Source organism: Flavobacterium beibuense (assembly GCF_004151245.1).
GTDB lineage: Bacteria > Bacteroidota > Bacteroidia > Flavobacteriales > Flavobacteriaceae > Flavobacterium > Flavobacterium beibuense_A.
In genome coordinates, this window is sequence record NZ_JUIW01000005.1 from 282,195 (window position 1) to 301,572 (window position 19,378).

A 19,378-nucleotide genomic window follows, 5' to 3' on the forward strand; every position below is an offset into this window, starting at 1 on the left:
GCAGGGTTCTTTTACACATTGATTTGTTATCACGAAAGGCAGAGGGAATAGACCCGTTGAAGCCTTAGCAACCCTTTAATCTTTAAAGAAGGTGCTAAATTCTACCGCAATTGAGCGGATAGATAACAGAAGAAATATACTCACGGTATATTAACTCCACTTTTTTTGATGACATATTGATTTTATAACGGAACATTAATCCGAATATAAACTGTTATGTCAAAAATACATCAGGCCCTTAATGAAAGGATACTTATACTGGACGGCGCCATGGGTACCATGTTGCAGCGGTATAATTTTACTGAAGAAGATTTCAGGGGCGAAAGATTTAGAGATTTTCCACATCCGTTAAAAGGCAACAACGACCTGCTAACACTTACCCAGCCACAGGCTATAAGGGATATTCATGCCCAGTATTTTGAGGCAGGAGCCGATATTGTTGAAACCAATACATTTTCGGGTACTACTGTCGGTATGGCCGATTACCATATGGAAAGCCTTGTTTACGAACTTAACTACGAGTCGGCAAGGATTGCCCGTGAGGTAGCTGATGAATATACCGCTAAAAATCCTGATAAACCCCGATTTGTAGCAGGTTCTATAGGGCCTACAAACCGTACGGCAAGTATGTCGCCCGATGTAAACGATCCCGGATTCAGAGCTATAACTTTTGATGACCTTTTAATTGCCTATAAAGAGCAGGTGCATGCCCTTATTGAAGGGGGTAGTGATATCCTGCTGGTAGAAACCATTTTTGATACGCTTAATGCAAAAGCGGCCCTTTTTGCCATAGAAGAAGTAAAAGACGAGTTGGGTATAGATATACCTGTTATGGTTAGTGGTACAATTACCGATGCTTCTGGCAGGACACTTTCAGGGCAAACGGTAGAGGCATTTCTTATTTCCATTTCACATATTCCTTTATTAAGTGTAGGCTTTAACTGTGCACTTGGTGCCGATCAGCTTAAACCATACCTGAAAAGGCTGGCGCATAATACCTCATTTAATGTATCGGCACACCCTAATGCGGGTCTGCCTAATGCATTCGGTCAGTATGACCAGACTCCGGAAGAAATGCAGCAGCTTATTAAAGAGTATCTGGATGATAACCTTATTAATATTATTGGTGGATGCTGCGGCACAAACCCGGAGCATATTAAGTTAATAGCTCAGGTGGCAGCGCAGTATAAACCACGTAAAATTACCGAAACAGTATAATGGCAGAGATTGAATGTAACAGATACCTAAAACTATCGGGGTTGGAACCGTTAATCGTAACGCCCGAAAGTAATTTTATTAATGTGGGAGAACGTACCAATGTTACAGGTTCCCGAAAATTCTTGCGTCTTATAAAAGAGGAGAAGTATGAGGAAGCACTGGATGTAGCCCGTGCTCAGGTGGAGGGTGGTGCCCAGATTATCGATATTAATATGGACGAGGGCATGCTTGATGGCGTACATGCCATGACCACTTTCCTTAACCTTATAGCATCAGAGCCGGATATTGCCCGTGTACCTGTTATGATAGACAGTTCCAAATGGGAAATTATAGAAGCGGGGCTTAAGGTTACTCAGGGTAAGAGCGTAGTAAACTCCATTAGTCTTAAAGAGGGTGAAGCGCTTTTTATTGAGCATGCAAAAAAAGTAAAACGCTATGGGGCAGCCGTAATAGTAATGGCTTTTGATGAGGTGGGCCAGGCTGATACCTACCAAAGACGTATAGATATATGCAAACGTTCCTATGATATACTGGTTAATCAGGTAAAATTTCCGCCTGAAGATATCATTTTCGATCCGAATATTTTCCCTGTAGCTACCGGTATGGAAGAACACCGTAAAAATGCCATCGACTTTTTTAAGGCCGCCCAATGGATAAGGCAAAACCTGCCTTATGCCCATGTGAGTGGAGGGGTAAGTAATGTTTCGTTCTCCTTTAGGGGTAACGATAAGGTTAGGGAGGCCATGCATTCGGCATTTTTATACCATGCTATTCAGCACGGTATGGATATGGGTATCGTTAACCCGGAAATGCTTGAGGTGTATGATGAAATAGATAAAGACCTGCTGGAGCATGTTGAAGATGTGCTTTTAGACCGTCGTGATGATGCTACCGAAAGATTATTGGCTTTTGCTGATAATGTAAAAGGAGATGTGAAATCTGTAGAAAAACAGATGCAGGAATGGCGTGCACTTCCGTTACAGGAAAGAATAACACATGCCCTGGTAAAAGGAGTAGACGAATTTATAGAAGCAGATGTTGAGGAAGCTCGCCTAAGTGCAGTCAAGCCTATTGAGGTTATCGAGATAAATCTTATGGCTGGTATGAATGTAGTGGGCGACCTGTTTGGTAGTGGTAAGATGTTCTTGCCACAGGTAGTAAAATCGGCACGTGTAATGAAAAAAGCGGTAGCCTATCTCTTGCCTTATATTGAGGAGGGTAAGGGGAAAGGAACCTCGGCAGGAAAAGTTTTAATGGCTACTGTAAAAGGCGATGTACACGATATAGGTAAGAATATAGTATCGGTAGTATTAGGATGCAACAATTTTGAGATTATAGATCTTGGGGTTATGGTTCCGCCGGAAAAGATTATCGAGACAGCCATAAAGGAGCAGGTAGATATTATAGGACTTAGCGGACTGATAACACCTTCGCTTGACGAAATGGTATATCTGGCAAAAGAACTTGATAAGCTCAACATCAGTATTCCAATTATGATAGGTGGGGCTACCACATCGAGGGCACATACCGCGGTAAAAATTGCACCTGAGTACAGGGAAACCGTTGTACATGTTAACGATGCCTCAAGGGCAGTAACCGTAGCGGGTAACCTTATTAATACAGGTACAAAAACCGAATATTCCAAAACGATAAGGCAAGAGTATGATAAGCTTAGAGAAGGTTATTTAAACCGTTCGCGCGATAAGGATTTTCTTTCTATAGCCGATGCAAGGACAAATAAGCTTCAGTTGGACTGGGAAAATTATACTGCATATAAGCCTAAAGCTATAGGGATACATACTATCGCACCATCGTTAAAAGAACTGGAACCTTATATAGACTGGACACCGTTTTTCCGTACGTGGGATTTGCATGGTAAATACCCTGATATACTAAAAGATGAAATAGTAGGGGAGCAGGCAGTGATTCTGTTCGAGGATGCCCAAAAGATGCTGGCAGATATTGTTAGTGAAAACTGGATGCAGGCCAAAGGCGTATACGGTATATTTCCTGCCAATCAGGTAAATGATGACGATATAGCCGTGTATGATGAGAACGGAAATGAACTTGTAACATTCCTTACCTTAAGACAGCAGTCACAAAAAACAAAAGGTGCTCCAAATATTGCTTTAGCTGATTTTGTTTGCCCAAAAGAAACAGGTAAAACAGATTATATGGGAGCTTTTTGTGTAACCACAGGTTTTGGAGTGGATGAAAAAGCCGCAGCGTTTGAAAAGAATAATGACGATTATAACTCGATAATGGTAAAAGCCCTGGGTGATCGTTTTGCCGAAGCCTTTGCAGAATACCTGCATGAAAAGGTAAGAAAGGATTTTTGGGGATATGCTGCTAATGAGGATCTGAGTAATGAGGCACTTATAAAAGAAGAATATAACGGTATACGTCCGGCGCCGGGTTATCCTGCATGTCCCGACCATTTAGAGAAAAACACGATCTGGCAGTTGCTGGATGTTGAAAATAAAACAGGTGTAACCTTAACCGAAAGCCTTGCCATGTGGCCGGCATCATCGGTATCAGGATATTACTTCGGTAATCCTGAAAGTAAGTACTTCGGACTAGGAAAAATAAAACAGGACCAGGTTGAGGATTATGCCAAAAGAAGAAATATAAGTATTGATGAAGCCGTAAAATGGCTTAACCCAAATATTGCAGATTAGATGAAAGTAACTGAGCATATAGAAAATGCAAACGGAAAAGCGCTTTTCTCTTTTGAGATACTGCCTCCGCTAAAGGGGCAAAACATACAGTCTATTTTTGATAGTATAGATCCGTTAATGGAGTTTAAGCCGCCTTTTATTGATGTAACCTACCATAGGGAGGAATACACCTTTAAGGAATTACCAAGCGGACTGCTTGAAAAGAAAGTGGTAAAAAAGCGCCCGGGTACTGTGGGTATCTGTTCGGCCATACAAAACAAGTATGGGGTTGATGCCATACCTCATATACTTTGTGGCGGCTTTACCAAAGAGGATACTGAGAATTTTTTAATAGACCTTGATTTCCTGGGAATAGAGAATGTTGTTGCCCTAAGGGGAGATGCCGTTAAGAGTGAAATATATTTTAAGCCTGAAAAGGAAGGGAATGTGTATGCCAGCGAACTGGTTACTCAGATTGTAAATCTTAATAAAGGGATTTATCTGGATGATGATTTACTGAATACATCGGCAACAGATTTTTGTATTGGTGTGGCTGGCTACCCTGAAAAGCACATGGAAGCCCCAAGCCTTGACAGTGATATTTATTTCCTTAAGCAAAAGATAAAGAACGGAGCCTCTTATATAGTGACCCAAATGTTTTTTGATAATAAGAAATTCTTTGATTTTGTAGGCAAGTGCAGAAAAGAAGGAATTACTGTGCCTATTATACCGGGACTTAAGCCGCTTTCTACAAAAAAGCAACTTAACCAGATACCGCATCGTTTTAAGGTAGATCTTCCGGATGAGCTTATTATGGAAATAGTGAAAGCAAAAGACAACGATGCCGTTAGGCAGATAGGTATTGAATGGTGCATTGCCCAAAGTAAGGAACTGGTAGCGGCCGGCATACCGGTACTGCATTACTATTCTATGGGCAAGTCAGATAATATTAAGGCTATTGGCAAGGAAGTCTTTTAGGCTTACTTCTTGGTCATTTCCCTGAAAACAGACTCAAGGTTTCTGTTTTTAAGGCTTAACTGTAACGTCTTAATGCCGTTATTTTGTGCAAAGTCAAAAATTACAGGGCGCATATCTTTATCCGTACCGAACGTAAGTTCCCATATGTGTCCCTGTACGTTTTTGGCGTTTACCAAGTTTGGAAGGCTTTGCAATAACGGTTCATTAACAGCAATATCAAATTCAACCTCAATAACCTGATTGGTATCTTTTACCAGGTTGTTGAGGTTTTTATCTGTAACAATCTCTCCGTTATTAATAATAATAACCCTGTCACAAATAGCCTCTACCTCCTGCATAATGTGAGTGGAAAGGAATACGGTTTTGTCTTTGCCTATGTTTTTAATAAGATCGCGTATCTCCACAAGCTGATTGGGGTCAAGTCCAGTGGTTGGTTCGTCAAGAATAAGTACTTCGGGATCATGAAGCAGGGCAGTGGCAAGCCCTACACGCTGGCGGTAACCTTTAGAAAGGGCGCCTATTTTTTTATGTGCCTCTGGGCTAAGCCCCGTAAGCTTAATAACTTCGTCAATTCTGGATTTGGATACCTTATATACATCTGCATTAAAAGCAAGGTATTCCCTAACATACAAATCAAGATATAGCGGATTATGTTCCGGTAAGTAACCAACCGATTTCTGTACTGCTTTCTGGTCATTGTTTACATCATGACCGTTAACAGAAGCGCTGCCTTCATCTGCAATAAGGTAAGTGGTAAGGATCTTCATTAATGTAGATTTTCCGGCACCGTTAGGCCCTAAAAAACCAACAATCTCTCCTTTTTTTACTGAAAATGAAACAGCGTTAAGCGCTTTTTGTTCGCCGTAGCTTTTAGAAATATCCTTAACCTCGATTGACATATGTTGTGATTTTGAACAAAAGTACTAAGAAAAATAAATGTTGGGTATATAAGCTGTTAATTTTATGAAATTGTGCTATGTACTTGTTTAACCCTTATATACTTGCTATTTATAACGTGTAAATACATTAAATTTGTATCCGGATGCAAAAAATGGAAAACAATATTGAAGTTAGAAGGTGGCTGGAAGATTTTAATCTTTCGCACCCGTTAGTCATAGCAGGCCCCTGTAGTGCAGAAACAGAGGAGCAGGTGCTGGATATTGCAAAACAGTTAAAACAATCGGATGTTACAATATACCGTGCCGGGATATGGAAACCACGTACCAGGCCGGGAGGCTTTGAGGGTGTAGGTGCCATAGGGCTTAAATGGCTGCAAAAGGCTAAGGAAGAAACTGGACTGCTTATGGCGGTTGAGGTGGCGAATGCACACCATGTGCAACTGGCATTAGAACATGATATAGATGTACTTTGGATAGGTGCCCGTACGACAGTTAACCCTTTTGCGGTTCAGGAAATTGCCGATGCGCTTGCAGGTACCGATAAGATTGTTTTGGTAAAAAATCCTGTAAACCCTGATTTGGCCCTTTGGATTGGCGGAGTTGAAAGGCTTTACAATGCAGGGATTGAAAAACTGGGCGTAATACACAGAGGTTTCTCTACTTATGAGAAAACCAAATACAGGAACATACCGGAGTGGCAGCTTGCCATAGAACTTCATGAAAGATTTCCTAACCTGCCTATTATCTGCGATCCGTCACATATAACAGGTAGACGTGATATGATTCAGCAGGTATCGCAACAGGCACTTGATCTTAATTATGACGGGTTGATGATTGAAACCCATAACAATCCGGATAAGGCATGGAGCGATGCTGCACAGCAGGTAACACCCGATACGCTTAAGCAGATTTTAAAGAATCTTGTGGTGCGCCATAAATCGGTAGAAGGAGATGCCTTTAATGATAAGCTGGAGAAACTAAGGCTTCGTATTGACGAATATGATACCAAGCTGATAGAAATATTAGGTAACCGTATGCGTATTGCCGATGAGATAGGTGTTATTAAAAAAGAAAATAATGTAGCCATACTTCAAAACCGTCGCTGGAAAGCCATTCTTGAAAAAATGAAAGCGGGAGGTAAGGAAGAAAGTCTGGGGGAGGAATTCATACTACAGCTTTTCAGGGCAATTCACCAGGAAAGCATTAATCACCAGCAAAACGTTATTAATAAGGAAGAATAGCAAAACTCATGGGTTTAAAATATTTATCTTTGCCGAATGACAGGACTTGTTTATAAATCTACCGGTAGCTGGTATACGGTAAAAACCGAAGAAGGCCATTTTTATGAATGCCGTATAAAGGGTAAATTCCGTATTCAGGGAATTAAGAGTACTAACCCTGTGGCGGTAGGTGATGTGGTGGATCTTGAACTTGATGAAACCTCAGATGCTACTACAGGTACCATTAATAATATTCACGAACGCAAAAACTATATTATTCGTAAGTCGGTAAATCTGTCAAAACAGGTTCACATTATTGCTTCTAATATAGATACGCTATTTCTTTTGGTAACAATAAACAACCCTGTTACCACTACCAGTTTTATAGACCGTTTTTTAGTAACTGCCGAGGCTTATGGTATTGAAGCGGTTATTGTTTTTAATAAAATAGACACTTTTAATGAAGAGTCGCTGGATGAACAGTTGTACCTTCAGTATATATACAGTTCTATAGGTTATAAATGCTTAAGGGTTTCAGCAATTGAGGATAAGGGGATAGAAGAGCTTAGAGAGATGATGAAGGATAAGATAAGTATGTTCTCGGGGCACTCAGGTGTCGGTAAATCTACCCTTATCAATAAACTGCAGCCTTCATTAAACCTAAAGACTAAAGAAATTTCCGAACAGCATAGCCAGGGACAACATACCACTACTTTTGCCGAGATGTTTGACCTTGATTTTGGGGCTAAAATCATTGATACTCCAGGAATCAGGGGGTTTGGTGTAGTGGATATGGCAAAAGATGAGCTTGGCGATTATTTTCCTGAATTCTTTGAGCTTAAGGACCAATGTAAGTTTAATAACTGTCTGCATAAAAACGAACCGTTTTGTGCCGTGAAGGAAGCATTGGAGAATGATGAAATTGCCTGGTCGCGTTATAAAAGCTATATACAGATGCTGGAAGGTGAAGACGAAAACTACAGGACAGATATTTATGGCGACGGCCGTAATAATGATAACGAAGATTAATGAGAGCAGTAATACAGAGAGTCAGTGAAGCTTCGGTAACTATAGACGGGAAGAAGACGGCTGATATCAAAAAGGGACTTTTAATATTGATAGGCATAGAGGATGCCGATACAAAAGAAGATATTGACTGGCTTTGTGCCAAAATTTCCAAGCTAAGGATTTTTGGTGATAAGGATGGCGTGATGAATCTAAGTGTTACTGATGTTGATGGCGATATTATTGTAGTTAGCCAGTTTACGCTGCATGCGGCTACAAAAAAAGGAAACCGTCCTTCTTACATAAAAGCTGCAAAACCGGATGTTGCAATTCCGTTATATGAAAGTTTTGTGCAAAGCCTTAAAAATGAGACAGGAAAGCCTGTGCAGACGGGTGAATTTGGCGCTGATATGAAAGTAGGATTAATAAATGACGGGCCAGTAACAATTTTAATTGATACAAAAAACAAAGAATAATTTTCATTTTTGTTAAAAACGGCTATTTTTGGCTAAAAGATTTTAACAAAATGTTTTTAAAAAGATACACACCTTTACTACTGCTGTTTATACAGTTATCGGTTTTTGCACAAGAAAACCTGTCAGTTTCCGGAATCCCGGATAATCTAAAAGAGCATGCTAATGCCGTTGTACGCCTAAGCAAAACAGATGTTGTGATTGATTCGCGCAAGTCGATGACCATTACAAACAAAAAAATCGTGACGGTTTTTAACGAGACCGGTTTTGATGATGTTGATACCTATGAATATTTTGATGAAACACAGAAAATAAAGTCCATTGAGGCTGTTATTTATAATGCATCGGGGATAGAGATTAAGAAAATCAAGAAAAAGGATTTCAAGATGTCGGCTGTATCGCAGGGAGCCGGCATAACCGATACAAAAGCTTTATATCTTTCTTACACTCCTGTACAATATCCTTTTACCATAGTTTTTGAGAGTGAAGTTCAAACTCCCAATACCGCTTTCATAACCCCTTGGATGCCTGTGTCAGATTTGTATATGAGTGTAGAGAAATCAGAATTCAATATACAATATGCTACGGAACTTGGGTTTAGGTATAAGGAGTATAATTTTGATGACGTAACATTAAAAAAAGAAGAGTCGGAAGGAGTATTGAAGTTAAGTTGCGAAAATGTTCCGGCTATAAAGTCAGAAGAGTATAGTCCGTATAAAAAGATCATGCCTAAGGTAATGTTCTCATTGACGAAGTTTCACTTAGAAGGAGTTGATGGGGAGGCAAGTGACTGGGCTTCTTTTGGTAACTGGTATTATAATACGCTGCTTACAGGTACTGATGATGTGCCTGCGGAAACCGTTGCTAAAATAAAAACATTAATAGGTGATGAGACCGACCCTATAAAGAAAGCAAAAGTTGTTTATAAATATGTACAGGATAAAACCCGTTATGTAAGTATACAGCTGGGTATAGGCGGGTGGAAACCTATGTTGGCAAAAGATGTTGACAGATTGGGGTATGGAGACTGTAAAGCACTTTCTAATTACACAAGGTCATTATTAAAGGCTGTAGGTGTGGATTCTTACTGTGCCATTATTTACGGAGACAGGAGAAAACGCGATATTTCTGATGATTTTGTTTGTATGCAGGGTAACCACATGGTACTCGCAATACCTAATAATGATGAACTGGTTTGGCTGGAGTGTACTAGCCAAATAGCTCCTTTTGGGTTTCAGGGTGATTTTACCGACGACAGGATGGCGCTTATAATTACACCAGAAAAAGGAGAACTTGTAAGAACCCATATTTATAAAAAAGAAGAAAATACACAGTATGTAAAAGGAAGTTATACTTTACTTGATAACGGTAAGATTACAGGTGAGTTAACCAGAGTTTCTAACGGGACACAATATGATGATAAATATATGTATGAAACCAGATCTAAAGATGATCTGGATAAGTTATACAAATCACGATATTTTAATAACATCAATAATCTAAAGCTTAATAAGACCGAGTTTGCCAACAATCGCGAAAAGCCGGAGCTTACCGAAACAATAGAGCTTGAGGCAGATAGTTACGGAAGTGTGAGCGGAAACAGGATGATGTTTGTTATTAATGCTTTTAATATGAGTAACTATGTGCCGCAGCGATACAGGAACAGGCACAATCCGTTTGAAATAGAACGCGGCTTTTTAGATAGCGATGAAATAGTAATTACCCTTCCTTCAGGATATACTATTGAGGCATTGCCAAACGCTGTTGAGATAAAAGAAAAGTTTGGCGAATATATAGCTGTATTGGAATTGAAGGATGACAATACCCTTGTTTATAAAAGGACATTTTCTTTAAATAAGGGGCTTTATGAGAAATCTGATTACGATTTGTACAGGCAATTCAGGGAGAAAATAGCCCGTAACGATAACGCTAAAGCAGTATTACTTAAAAAATAAATTACCACAACCAAAATTAACCAACCATGAAAATTTTTCACCTTATTGCATTCCTGCTAGTGACAGGTTTTGCAGCACATGCCCAAAAAAATGAATTGGGAGAAGTAACCAAAGAAGAACTGGAACAAAAAAGCCATCCTACAGATCCCTCGGCATCCGCTGCAATACTTTTTGCAAAAGGAACCACTTATATGGATTACAGTACAAGTAATGGTTTTATGATTGTTACTGAGGTTGATACAAAAATTAAAATATATAATAAAGACGGATATGACTGGGCTAATAAGATTATAAGTTATTACAGCTCTGACAACGGAGATGAAACTGTTGATGTAAATAAAGCGGTTACCTATAATCTCATTGATGGTAAGGTAGTAAAGACCAAGCTTAAAAAAGAGGGTGAGTTTACCGAACAGGTAAACAAATTTTATAAGCAGAAAAAAATTATGATGCCCGATGTTAAGGAAGGCAGTATTGTAGAGTATCGCTACACGGTAAGGTCTCCTTTTATAAGTCTTTTTCCTGAATGGAGGTTTCAGGAGCCTATACCGGTAAATTACTCGGAGTATACCACCAGAATTCCTGAATACTTTACATACAAACCCAATTTTAGGGGCTATTTAGCTCCTAAGGTATCTAATTCCTCTGCTAATAAACGTATTACTTATGTTGAGAAGGAAAGAACAGGCAGGGGTACTCAGTTTTCTAACGGGCAAATAGATTACTCAGAAAAGATTGCCACTTATGTTATGGAAAATGTTCCTGCACTTAAGGATGAGTATTATGTAAATAACATAGATAATTATACAAGTAGTATTGAGCATGAACTTGCCATAACCCAATATCCAGGAGAAACGGTTAAATCATACTCACACTCATGGGAAGATTTGGCCAAAACAATATATAACTATGATGATTTTGGTGGTGAAATAAAAAAGACCGGGTATTATGAAGACGACTTAAATGCGCTTCTTTCCGGGGCGGATACTCAGGAAAAAAAGATAGGAGTAATATTTAACTATGTTAAAAACAGGATGAACTGGAACAGCTATTATGGCTATACGTGTCATGATGGGGTAAAACAGGCTTATAAAAACAAGACGGGTAATGTTGCCGAAATAAACCTTATGCTTGTTTCAATGCTTAATTATGCAGGGTTAGAAGCAAATCCGGTATTGGTTACAACGAGGTCCAGTAAAATTGCGCTTTTCCCTACAAGATCTGCTTTTAACTATGTTATTGCAGCAGTACAGGCTGGAAATGAGATAGTGTTGCTTGATGCAACATCTAAATCAGCGTTACCTAATATACTGCCTATTAGGTCGTTAAACTGGAACGGTAGGTTAATAAGGAAAGACGGAAGCTCTTTAGAAATCAGTATGTTCCCGCAATCAAATTCAAAAGAAATAATTACCATAATAGCTTCAATTGATGAGGAAGGTAAAATTTCTGGTAAGGCAAGAGATCAGTATTTTGATTACAATGCATTTATTTTTAGGGAGTCTTATACTAATACCAATCAGGATAGTTATCTGGAGAAACTGGAAAAAAGGTATGACGGTATTGAGATTGCTGACTATTCTGTAACTAATGACGATTTAAACAAACCTGTAGTAGAAGAATTTAATTTTGTGCATAAGAATGTGTCAGATATTATCGGAGATAAAATATATGTACATCCTTTATTGTTCTTTGCTGAAACTGAAAACCCTTTTAAACAGGAGAAGAGAGAATATCCTATAGATTTTGTGTATCCGAGACAGGACAGGTACATGATTACATTAAGTATTCCTGAGGGTTATGTAGTAGAGTCAATTCCGGAATCATTGGCATTGGGCATGGAACAGAATATAGGGACTTTTAAATTCTCTATCCAGGCGAATGAAAAACAGATACAGCTTATTGCCACTACAGAGATTAATTATTCTAACATTCCGCAGGATTACTATACTGTAATTAAAGATTTTTACCAGAAAATGGTAGAAAAGCAAACCGAAAAAATTGTTTTAAGTAAGAAAATATAATATGAAAAAGATTTCTTTAGTAGTAACGTTATTGCTGTCGGGTGTTCTATTTGCCCAAAATTATAAACCTGGAAAAGTTTCTGAAAAGGAGCTTAAAGAATCTCAATACCAGGGAGACCCCTCTGTTGCAGCTTCTATATTGAATAAGGAAGGTAAAATTTACTTTGATTTTAATAGTCAGGGCAAATGGGTTATTGTTACAGATGTACTTGTAAGGCTAAAAGTTTATACTAAAGAAGGCTATAATTATGCGAACGTTGAGATTCCGTATTATAACTATGGTGCCGACTGGGAGGATGTAGCGTTTTCTGATGCGGTAGTGTATAATTTTGTTGATGGAGATATACAAAAAACCAAAGTAGAAGATGACGGACTTTTTACAGAACAAACCAATAAAAAGTGGCGTACTAAAAAAATAGCATTCCCTAATGTAAAGGAAGGTTCGGTTATAGAATACAGGTATATTAAAAAATCACCGTATCTGTCAAGTCTTCCAGACTGGTATTTTCAGTACTCAATTCCGGTAAAGCATATTGAGGTGGAGTTTGCGGTTCCGCATTATTTCATATATAACAGAGTGAAAAGCCCGTATATAGAACTAAAAGAAGGTAAGGATACAAGACAGGTGGTTAGGCAGTACAGCCATGTTGCTAAGAGAGGCCCTTATGGGGTTTCCAGCTCCTCTTTGCGCTCTGAAAGCGGACAGGTAGGGTTTTATGAAAATGTTTATACCTATGAAGCTGAAAATGTACCTGCATTAAAAACAGAAGCCTTTATAGACAATATAAATAATTATAAGTCTTTTATTAAACATGAGCTGGCGAGTGTTCAGTATCCGGATTCTGAAGAAAAAAAATATGCATATGACTGGGACAGTGTTGTTGCACTTATTTACAATGAAGAGAATTTTGGAGAAGAAATAGCTAAAACCGATTACTATCAAAAAGACCTTAATTCAATTTTAGAAGGTAAAATTAACCGCGAAGAAATAACAAGCCTGATTTTTGAGTATGTGAAAAACAGAATGGCTTGGGATGGTGAATATGGATATACCTGTAAAAAGGGTGTAAAGAAAGCCTATGAAAGCAGGTCTGGAAATGTGGCCGATATTAACCTTATGCTAATCTCCATGTTGCGATATGCAGGTTTAAAGGCTAATCCGGTACTGTTGAGTACAAGAGATAAAGGGCATGTGGCTTTTGTTAACAGAGATGAGTTTAATTATGTTATAGCAGGTGTAGAAATTCAAAACAAAACAATACTTCTTGATGCTACAAGTAAGTATGCAACACAAAATATACTTCCTGTAAGGGACCTTAACCTTTTTGGGAGGATGATTAAGGAAAATCTTACCTCAAAAGAGATAAGCCTGTTGCCTGAACAAAAATCAAGGAAAAATATTATGGTTATTGGTGAGATTAATACAGACGGTACTGTAACAGGTAAGTGTAAAATTCAGAATTATGATTATAATGCTTTAGCCCTTAGGGAGTTATATAACGGTATTAATGATGAGGCAAAAATACAGATGTATGAAAACAGGCTTGCCGTAGAATTAAGTGATTATGAACTTACCGATTTAGATGATACTGCAAAGCCGGTTTCTGAAAGTTTTGACTTTAAGACCAATACAGATGTGGCTGGTAATAAGATATATATTTCTCCTTTATTAGGCTTTAGTATGACTCAAAATCCTTTTAATGAGACGGAAAGAAAACTGCCTATAGATTTTATTTACCCTCAAAATGAAAGATATATTATAACCTTTACTATTCCCGAAGGATATGTGGTAGAATCCATGCCGGAGTCTGTATTGTATGCCACTCAGGATGATTATGTGTCTTTTAAATTTACAGTGACGGTAAATCAGAACAATCAGTTACAGATTATAGCTCAGGAAGATCTGTCTTTTGCACGATTTAACCCTGAATATTACACTACGCTAAAGGATATATATAGCGATATTGTTAGCAAACAGTCAGAAAAAATAGTTTTAAAGAAAAAATGATAGTATGAAAGGAATTGCAATTTTACTTTTCCTTTGTTTTTCCTTTGCTGTCAATGCGGGCGATTTCAGGTTAGGTAAGGTGTCTAAGGAAGAATTAATGGAGAAAGAACACTTTCTAGATCCCTCTGCCAATGCAGCATTTCTTTTTAAGAGAGGTAATACTTATTTTGACGCAAATGATAACGGTTGGTTGTTGATAACTGAAGTTGAGGTGCGTATTAAGATATATAAAAAGGCAGGGTATGATTATGCTAACGTGTCGATTCCTTTTTATCATACAAAAAACAGTACGGAAAATGTTGTTTTTAGTGATGCGGTAACATATAATCTTGTGGATGGAAAAATTAAAAGGAGTCCTTTAAAAAAGAAAGATAACTTCATAGAAGAAGTAAGTAGCAATAAAAGCAATAAAAAAATATTACTGACTGATGTTAGGGAAGGGTCAGTTGTAGAATATAAATACATTGTTACATCTCCTTATGTACATGATTTTCCTGATTGGTATTTTCAACAGGTTATACCTGTAAACTATGTGGAGTATACTGTTAATATACCCCAAATGTATAGTTATAATCGAATTATGAATTCCTATTACAGAGTAAATGAAACATCCAGTACAAAAAGAAGAGTTACAACCGGAGGGATTTTAACGCTCACTTTTACCGATGTATGCAGGCATTATATGTCTAAAAATTTACCTGCATTTAAATCAGAACAATATATTGATAATCCTCTTAATTATCTTCTGTTTGTAAAGCACGAATTATCTTCTATAACCGGATTAAATGATAAAACAACAGATTTTGTTACAAGTTGGGAGTCTGTGGGCGAGTTGATTTATGAAAGCTCTGATTTTGGATGTGAACTTAAAGAAATCCATTATTTTATGGATGATATAGATTCTCTTGTTAACGGTATCGTGGGAAAAAGAGAGAAGGTCAATAAAGTTTTTGATTACGTAAAGAATAGGATGACCTGGGTAGGACTTCACGGGATAAGCTCCAGGTATGGTGTTGAGAAAGCTTATGAAGAGAAAAAGGGTAACTCAGGAGATATAAACTTAATGCTTATTGCTATGCTTAATTATGTTGGGGTAAATGCAAATCCGGTTATTTTAAGTACCCGTGATAACGGCCAGGTTGATTATATAAGCATTAATTCTTTTAACTATGTTATTGCAGCGGCAGAACTGGAAGACGGCATAATTCTGCTTGATGCTACAAGTAAGCATGCTACACCTGGAGTATTACCATTAAGAGATTTGAATGGAGTAGGAAGGTTGATCCGGGAAGATTACTCTCACAAGGAGATTGAACTAAATCCGATAGATCATTCGAAGGAAAATATTTATGTAACAGCAAAACTGGAAGAAGATGGCAGGCTGACAGGAGAGGTTAGCAGTAAGTATTATGATTATAAGTCGATGATGTGCAATGAGAAATACTTTAATTTGACCCAAGAAGAAAGAATACAGGAAACAGAAGCCGATTTTAAAAATGTTGAGATTGCTGATTTTAACTATAATGAAGGTATAGAAGCATCTGTTAGCTATAATTTTACAGCAAATGACTGTGTTGAGGTTATAGGTGATAATATATACATATCGCCACTTTTATTCTATACACAAACAGAAAACCCTTTTAGGGAAGAAAAACGATTATATCCTATGAATTTTATTTTTCCTTCAAGAGTTAGGCATACATTTGTAATAACTATACCCGAAGGATATAAGATAGAGTCATTACCGCAACCACAGGCGCTTGTTTCTGATATGGAGATTATGGGGTTTAATTTCAATGTGATGGAGCAAAATGGTAAAATACAGATTGTTTTTATTGAAGGATCAAATTACTCCAGTGTTGGGGCGGAATATTATGAGTCTCTTAAAGATTTTTATACAAAAAAGATAAGTAAACAGGCGGAAAAGATAATACTTAAAAAAAAATAAGAGATGGATATAAAGAATGCACAGTTGGAAGTTGATAACTGGATAAAGGAACATGGGGTGCGTTATTTTAACGAACTTACCAATATGGCACAACTTACCGAAGAGGTAGGTGAGGTGGCAAGAATAATTGCCCGCCGATATGGGGAGCAAAGCGAAAAGGAGAGTGACAAAAGCAAAGACCTTGGTGAAGAACTGGCCGATGTGGTATTTGTAGTGCTTTGCCTGGCTAACCAAACAGGGGTTGACCTGCAGGCTGCTTTTGATAAAAAAATGGACCTCAAAACCAAACGTGATCACGATCGCCACCATAATAACGAGAAACTGAAGTAATTTGCTTATTTTTGAGAAGCTAATATTCAGATTATGAAGAGTAAGATTGCACATTTTATAGGAGGGATAATCATTTATTTTCCGTTAGCCGTATTGCTGGTGTTTATAGACGGTTGGGATGACTTTCAAAACAAATGGCGTTTTATGATTAGCTTTACCCTGAGTATGACATTGTGTGAAATGTTCATTCTGTCAAAAATCAGGGAAGGAAAGTGGTTTAAAAAGAAAAGTAATACTCATTAGATAATGAATCTTAAGTTAAAAGCATCCTCAGGGATGCTTTCTTCGTCAATACAAATTACCGGAAGTAAATCAGAAACCAATAGGCTTTTACTACTACAGGCATTATACCCTCAGATAAAAGTTGAAAATATTTCTGAGTCGGATGATGCGGATGCCATGATAAAAGCACTCAATAGTAGTGAAGATGTTATTGATGTTCATCATGCAGGTACAGCCATGCGTTTTCTTACGGCATTTTTTGCTGTTCATGGTAACAGGGAAGTGCTTCTTACAGGTTCATCAAGAATGAAGGAACGCCCTATTGGTATTTTAGTTGATGCCCTTAGAAGTTTGGGAGCTAAAATAGAATATACCGAAAAAGAGGGATATCCTCCTTTAAGAATAGCTAAATCAGAAATAACGAATAACAAGGTTTCGCTTAAGGCAGATGTAAGCAGCCAATATATAACGGCATTGTTGCTGGTAGCACCAAAACTTAAAAACGGACTCGAAATTATCCTTGAGGGTAAAGTAACATCGATACCCTACATTAATATGACATTAGGGCTTTTAGCTCAGGTAGGTATTGGTACTCAAATGACAGGTAATGTTATCAATGTTAGTCCGCTTGATCAGATGAATCCTGTGAAAGTTGTTGTTGAGAGTGACTGGAGCAGTGCTTCTTATTTTTATTCATTAATTGCACTGGCGGAAGAAGGCTCTCAGGTAGAACTTTCCTCTTACAGACAAGACAGTCTTCAGGGAGATAGTGCCCTTGCAGATATATATAGATTTCTTGGAGTGGAAACTGTTTTCAAAGCTAACAGTATTGTGTTGCATAAAACAAGTTTAAGACCTAAAGTGGTTAATCTTGATTTTAACAATACTCCCGATATTGCACAAACTATAGCTGTAACCTGTTTCGGTTTGGGAATCGGTTGTAAGCTTACAGGGCTGCATACACTTAAAATTAAAGAAACGGACAGGCTTGAAGCATTAAGGGTGGAACTTACCAAATTAGGTGCTGATGTTGTTATAACAGAAGATTCACTTGAATTGCAGCCTGTGTTGCAAATAAATCATGATGCGGCTATAGATACTTATAACGATCACAGAATGGCAATGGCTTTTGCGCCTCTGGCTTTAAAAGTGCCAATTATAATTAACGATGCTCAGGTTGTTTCTAAATCCTATCCTGCTTTTTGGGAAGACTTTAAAAAAACAGGTTTTATTATACAAACGCTTTAATAGCGGGCATTACTACAATTAAAAAATAAATAAATCCCAAAATACTTGACAACCCCTGTTTTGCGGTAGTATATTTGCATCCAATTAAAAATACAAAGATGAAATTATCAAACTTCAATTTCAATCTGCCAAAAGAACTACTGGCTGAATTTCCTGCTGAAAACAGAGATGAATCCCGTTTAATGGTGGTAAACAGAAAAACAAAAACTATAGAGCACAGGTTGTTTAAAGATATTCTTGAATATTTTGATGAAGGAGATGTAATGGTGCTTAACAATACTAAGGTTTTCCCTGCCCGCCTTTATGGTAATAAAGAGAAAACCGGTGCAAGAATTGAGGTATTCCTTTTAAGGGAGCTTAATTCAGAGCAGCGTCTTTGGGATGTGCTTGTGGATCCTGCAAGAAAAATAAGGATAGGTAACAAACTTTACTTTGGTGATGATGATTCTCTTGTAGCAGAGGTTATTGATAACACTACATCAAGAGGTAGGACTCTTAGATTTTTATATGACGGTTCTTATGAGGAGTTTAGGGCAAAGCTTACTGAACTGGGAGAAACACCAATACCTAAATACATAAACAGAGAAGTAGTGCCTGAAGATGCAGAGCGTTACCAGACTATATATGCTAAAGAAGAAGGTGCTGTTGCGGCTCCAACTGCCGGACTTCACTTTTCTAAGCACCTTTTAAAAAGGCTTGAGATAAAAGGTATCGACTTTGCCGAAATTACACTTCACGTAGGTTTAGGTACATTTAACCCGGTAGAGGTAGAAGATCTTTCTAAACACAAAATGGATTCTGAGGAGCTTATGATAACTCAGGAGGCTTGTGATATTGTAAATAAGGCAAAAGTGAATAAGAAGAAAGTTTGTGCAGTGGGTACAACTACGATGAGAGCTATGGAGAGTTCGGTATCTTCACAAAAAACACTAAACCCTTATGTAGGCTGGACAAATAAATTTATTTTCCCTCCTTATGATTTTAGTGTGGCCGATTGTATGATTACTAACTTCCATACACCAAAATCTACACTTCTTATGATGATTAGTGCTTTTATGGGGCATGATCTTATGAAGAAAGCTTATGAGGAAGCTGTTAAGGAAGAATACAGATTCTATACTTACGGAGATGCAATGCTAATACTTTAATTAGTAAAATGATAAAAAATGAATCCTGTCGTTAACGACAGGATT

The 19,378-nt window shown here is 37.8% G+C and carries 15 protein-coding genes and 1 riboswitch; of the genes, 14 read left to right on the forward strand and 1 reads right to left on the reverse strand.

Translation table 11 applies throughout. The annotated features are described in order from the left end of the window. Positions 1 to 23 precede the first annotated feature (23 nt). Positions 24 to 129, forward strand: a riboswitch (SAM riboswitch). Positions 130 to 216: 87 nt separating this feature from the next. From NU09_RS08735 to metF, 3 genes are read left to right on the forward strand one after another with little or no spacing between them, the layout of a single operon-like run. Continuing rightward, positions 217 to 1,218, forward strand: coding sequence for a homocysteine S-methyltransferase family protein (locus NU09_RS08735; protein ID WP_129750897.1), 1,002 nt, complete (start codon positions 217 to 219; stop codon positions 1,216 to 1,218). After that, a complete protein-coding gene (gene metH / locus NU09_RS08740; protein WP_129750898.1) occupies positions 1,218 to 3,896 on the forward strand; it encodes a methionine synthase in 2,679 nt (892 codons plus the stop codon). Before NU09_RS08735 ends, metH begins: the two co-directional genes overlap by 1 nt. Then, positions 3,897 to 4,853 carry a methylenetetrahydrofolate reductase [NAD(P)H] gene (metF, locus tag NU09_RS08745; RefSeq protein ID WP_129750899.1) on the forward strand — a complete coding sequence of 319 codons (957 nt, stop codon included), beginning with the start codon at positions 3,897 to 3,899 and terminating at the stop codon, positions 4,851 to 4,853. Between the two features lie 2 nt (positions 4,854 to 4,855). Here the strand turns inward: metF and gldA are convergent, their stop codons facing one another. Then, entirely contained in the window at positions 4,856 to 5,752 is an 897-nt protein-coding gene (gldA, locus tag NU09_RS08750) for a gliding motility-associated ABC transporter ATP-binding subunit GldA (protein WP_129750900.1), read from the reverse strand. 152 nt (positions 5,753 to 5,904) lie between these two features. On the opposite strand from gldA, the gene NU09_RS08755 reads away from it, so the two are divergent. The 11 genes from NU09_RS08755 (at position 5,905) to queA (ending at position 19,333) form a co-directional block, all read left to right on the forward strand. Next, a complete protein-coding gene (locus NU09_RS08755) occupies positions 5,905 to 6,993 on the forward strand; it encodes a bifunctional 3-deoxy-7-phosphoheptulonate synthase/chorismate mutase type II (RefSeq protein WP_129750901.1) in 1,089 nt (362 codons plus the stop codon). Between the two features lie 36 nt (positions 6,994 to 7,029). Beyond that, positions 7,030 to 8,001: a ribosome small subunit-dependent GTPase A gene (rsgA, locus tag NU09_RS08760; RefSeq protein ID WP_129750902.1), complete on the forward strand. Its 972-nt coding sequence runs from the start codon at positions 7,030 to 7,032 to the stop codon at positions 7,999 to 8,001. Beyond that, complete coding sequence (dtd, locus tag NU09_RS08765; protein WP_129750903.1) at positions 8,001 to 8,453, forward strand: D-aminoacyl-tRNA deacylase; 453 nt, start codon at positions 8,001 to 8,003, stop codon at positions 8,451 to 8,453. Before rsgA ends, dtd begins: the two co-directional genes overlap by 1 nt. Before the next feature lie 50 nt (positions 8,454 to 8,503). After that, positions 8,504 to 10,405, forward strand: a complete 1,902-nt coding sequence (locus tag NU09_RS08770) for a DUF3857 domain-containing protein (RefSeq protein ID WP_129750904.1) — start codon at positions 8,504 to 8,506, stop codon at positions 10,403 to 10,405. A 26-nt stretch (positions 10,406 to 10,431) separates the two neighbouring features. Continuing rightward, positions 10,432 to 12,429: a DUF3857 domain-containing protein gene (locus NU09_RS08775; protein ID WP_129750905.1), complete on the forward strand. Its 1,998-nt coding sequence runs from the start codon at positions 10,432 to 10,434 to the stop codon at positions 12,427 to 12,429. A 1-nt stretch (position 12,430) separates the two neighbouring features. Then, complete coding sequence (locus NU09_RS08780) at positions 12,431 to 14,437, forward strand: DUF3857 domain-containing protein (RefSeq protein ID WP_129750906.1); 2,007 nt, start codon at positions 12,431 to 12,433, stop codon at positions 14,435 to 14,437. 4 nt (positions 14,438 to 14,441) lie between these two features. Further along, complete coding sequence (locus tag NU09_RS08785) at positions 14,442 to 16,385, forward strand: DUF3857 and transglutaminase domain-containing protein (protein WP_129750907.1); 1,944 nt, start codon at positions 14,442 to 14,444, stop codon at positions 16,383 to 16,385. Positions 16,386 to 16,388: 3 nt separating this feature from the next. Next, entirely contained in the window at positions 16,389 to 16,715 is a 327-nt protein-coding gene (locus NU09_RS08790) for a nucleotide pyrophosphohydrolase (RefSeq protein ID WP_129750908.1), read from the forward strand. Positions 16,716 to 16,748: 33 nt separating this feature from the next. Next, positions 16,749 to 16,958, forward strand: a complete 210-nt coding sequence (locus NU09_RS08795) for a hypothetical protein (RefSeq protein WP_129750909.1) — start codon at positions 16,749 to 16,751, stop codon at positions 16,956 to 16,958. Between the two features lie 3 nt (positions 16,959 to 16,961). Further along, positions 16,962 to 18,185, forward strand: coding sequence for a 3-phosphoshikimate 1-carboxyvinyltransferase (locus tag NU09_RS08800; RefSeq protein WP_129750910.1), 1,224 nt, complete (start codon positions 16,962 to 16,964; stop codon positions 18,183 to 18,185). A 98-nt stretch (positions 18,186 to 18,283) separates the two neighbouring features. Next, positions 18,284 to 19,333, forward strand: a complete 1,050-nt coding sequence (gene queA, locus NU09_RS08805; protein ID WP_129750911.1) for a tRNA preQ1(34) S-adenosylmethionine ribosyltransferase-isomerase QueA — start codon at positions 18,284 to 18,286, stop codon at positions 19,331 to 19,333. The last annotated feature ends 45 nt before the right edge of the window (positions 19,334 to 19,378 follow it).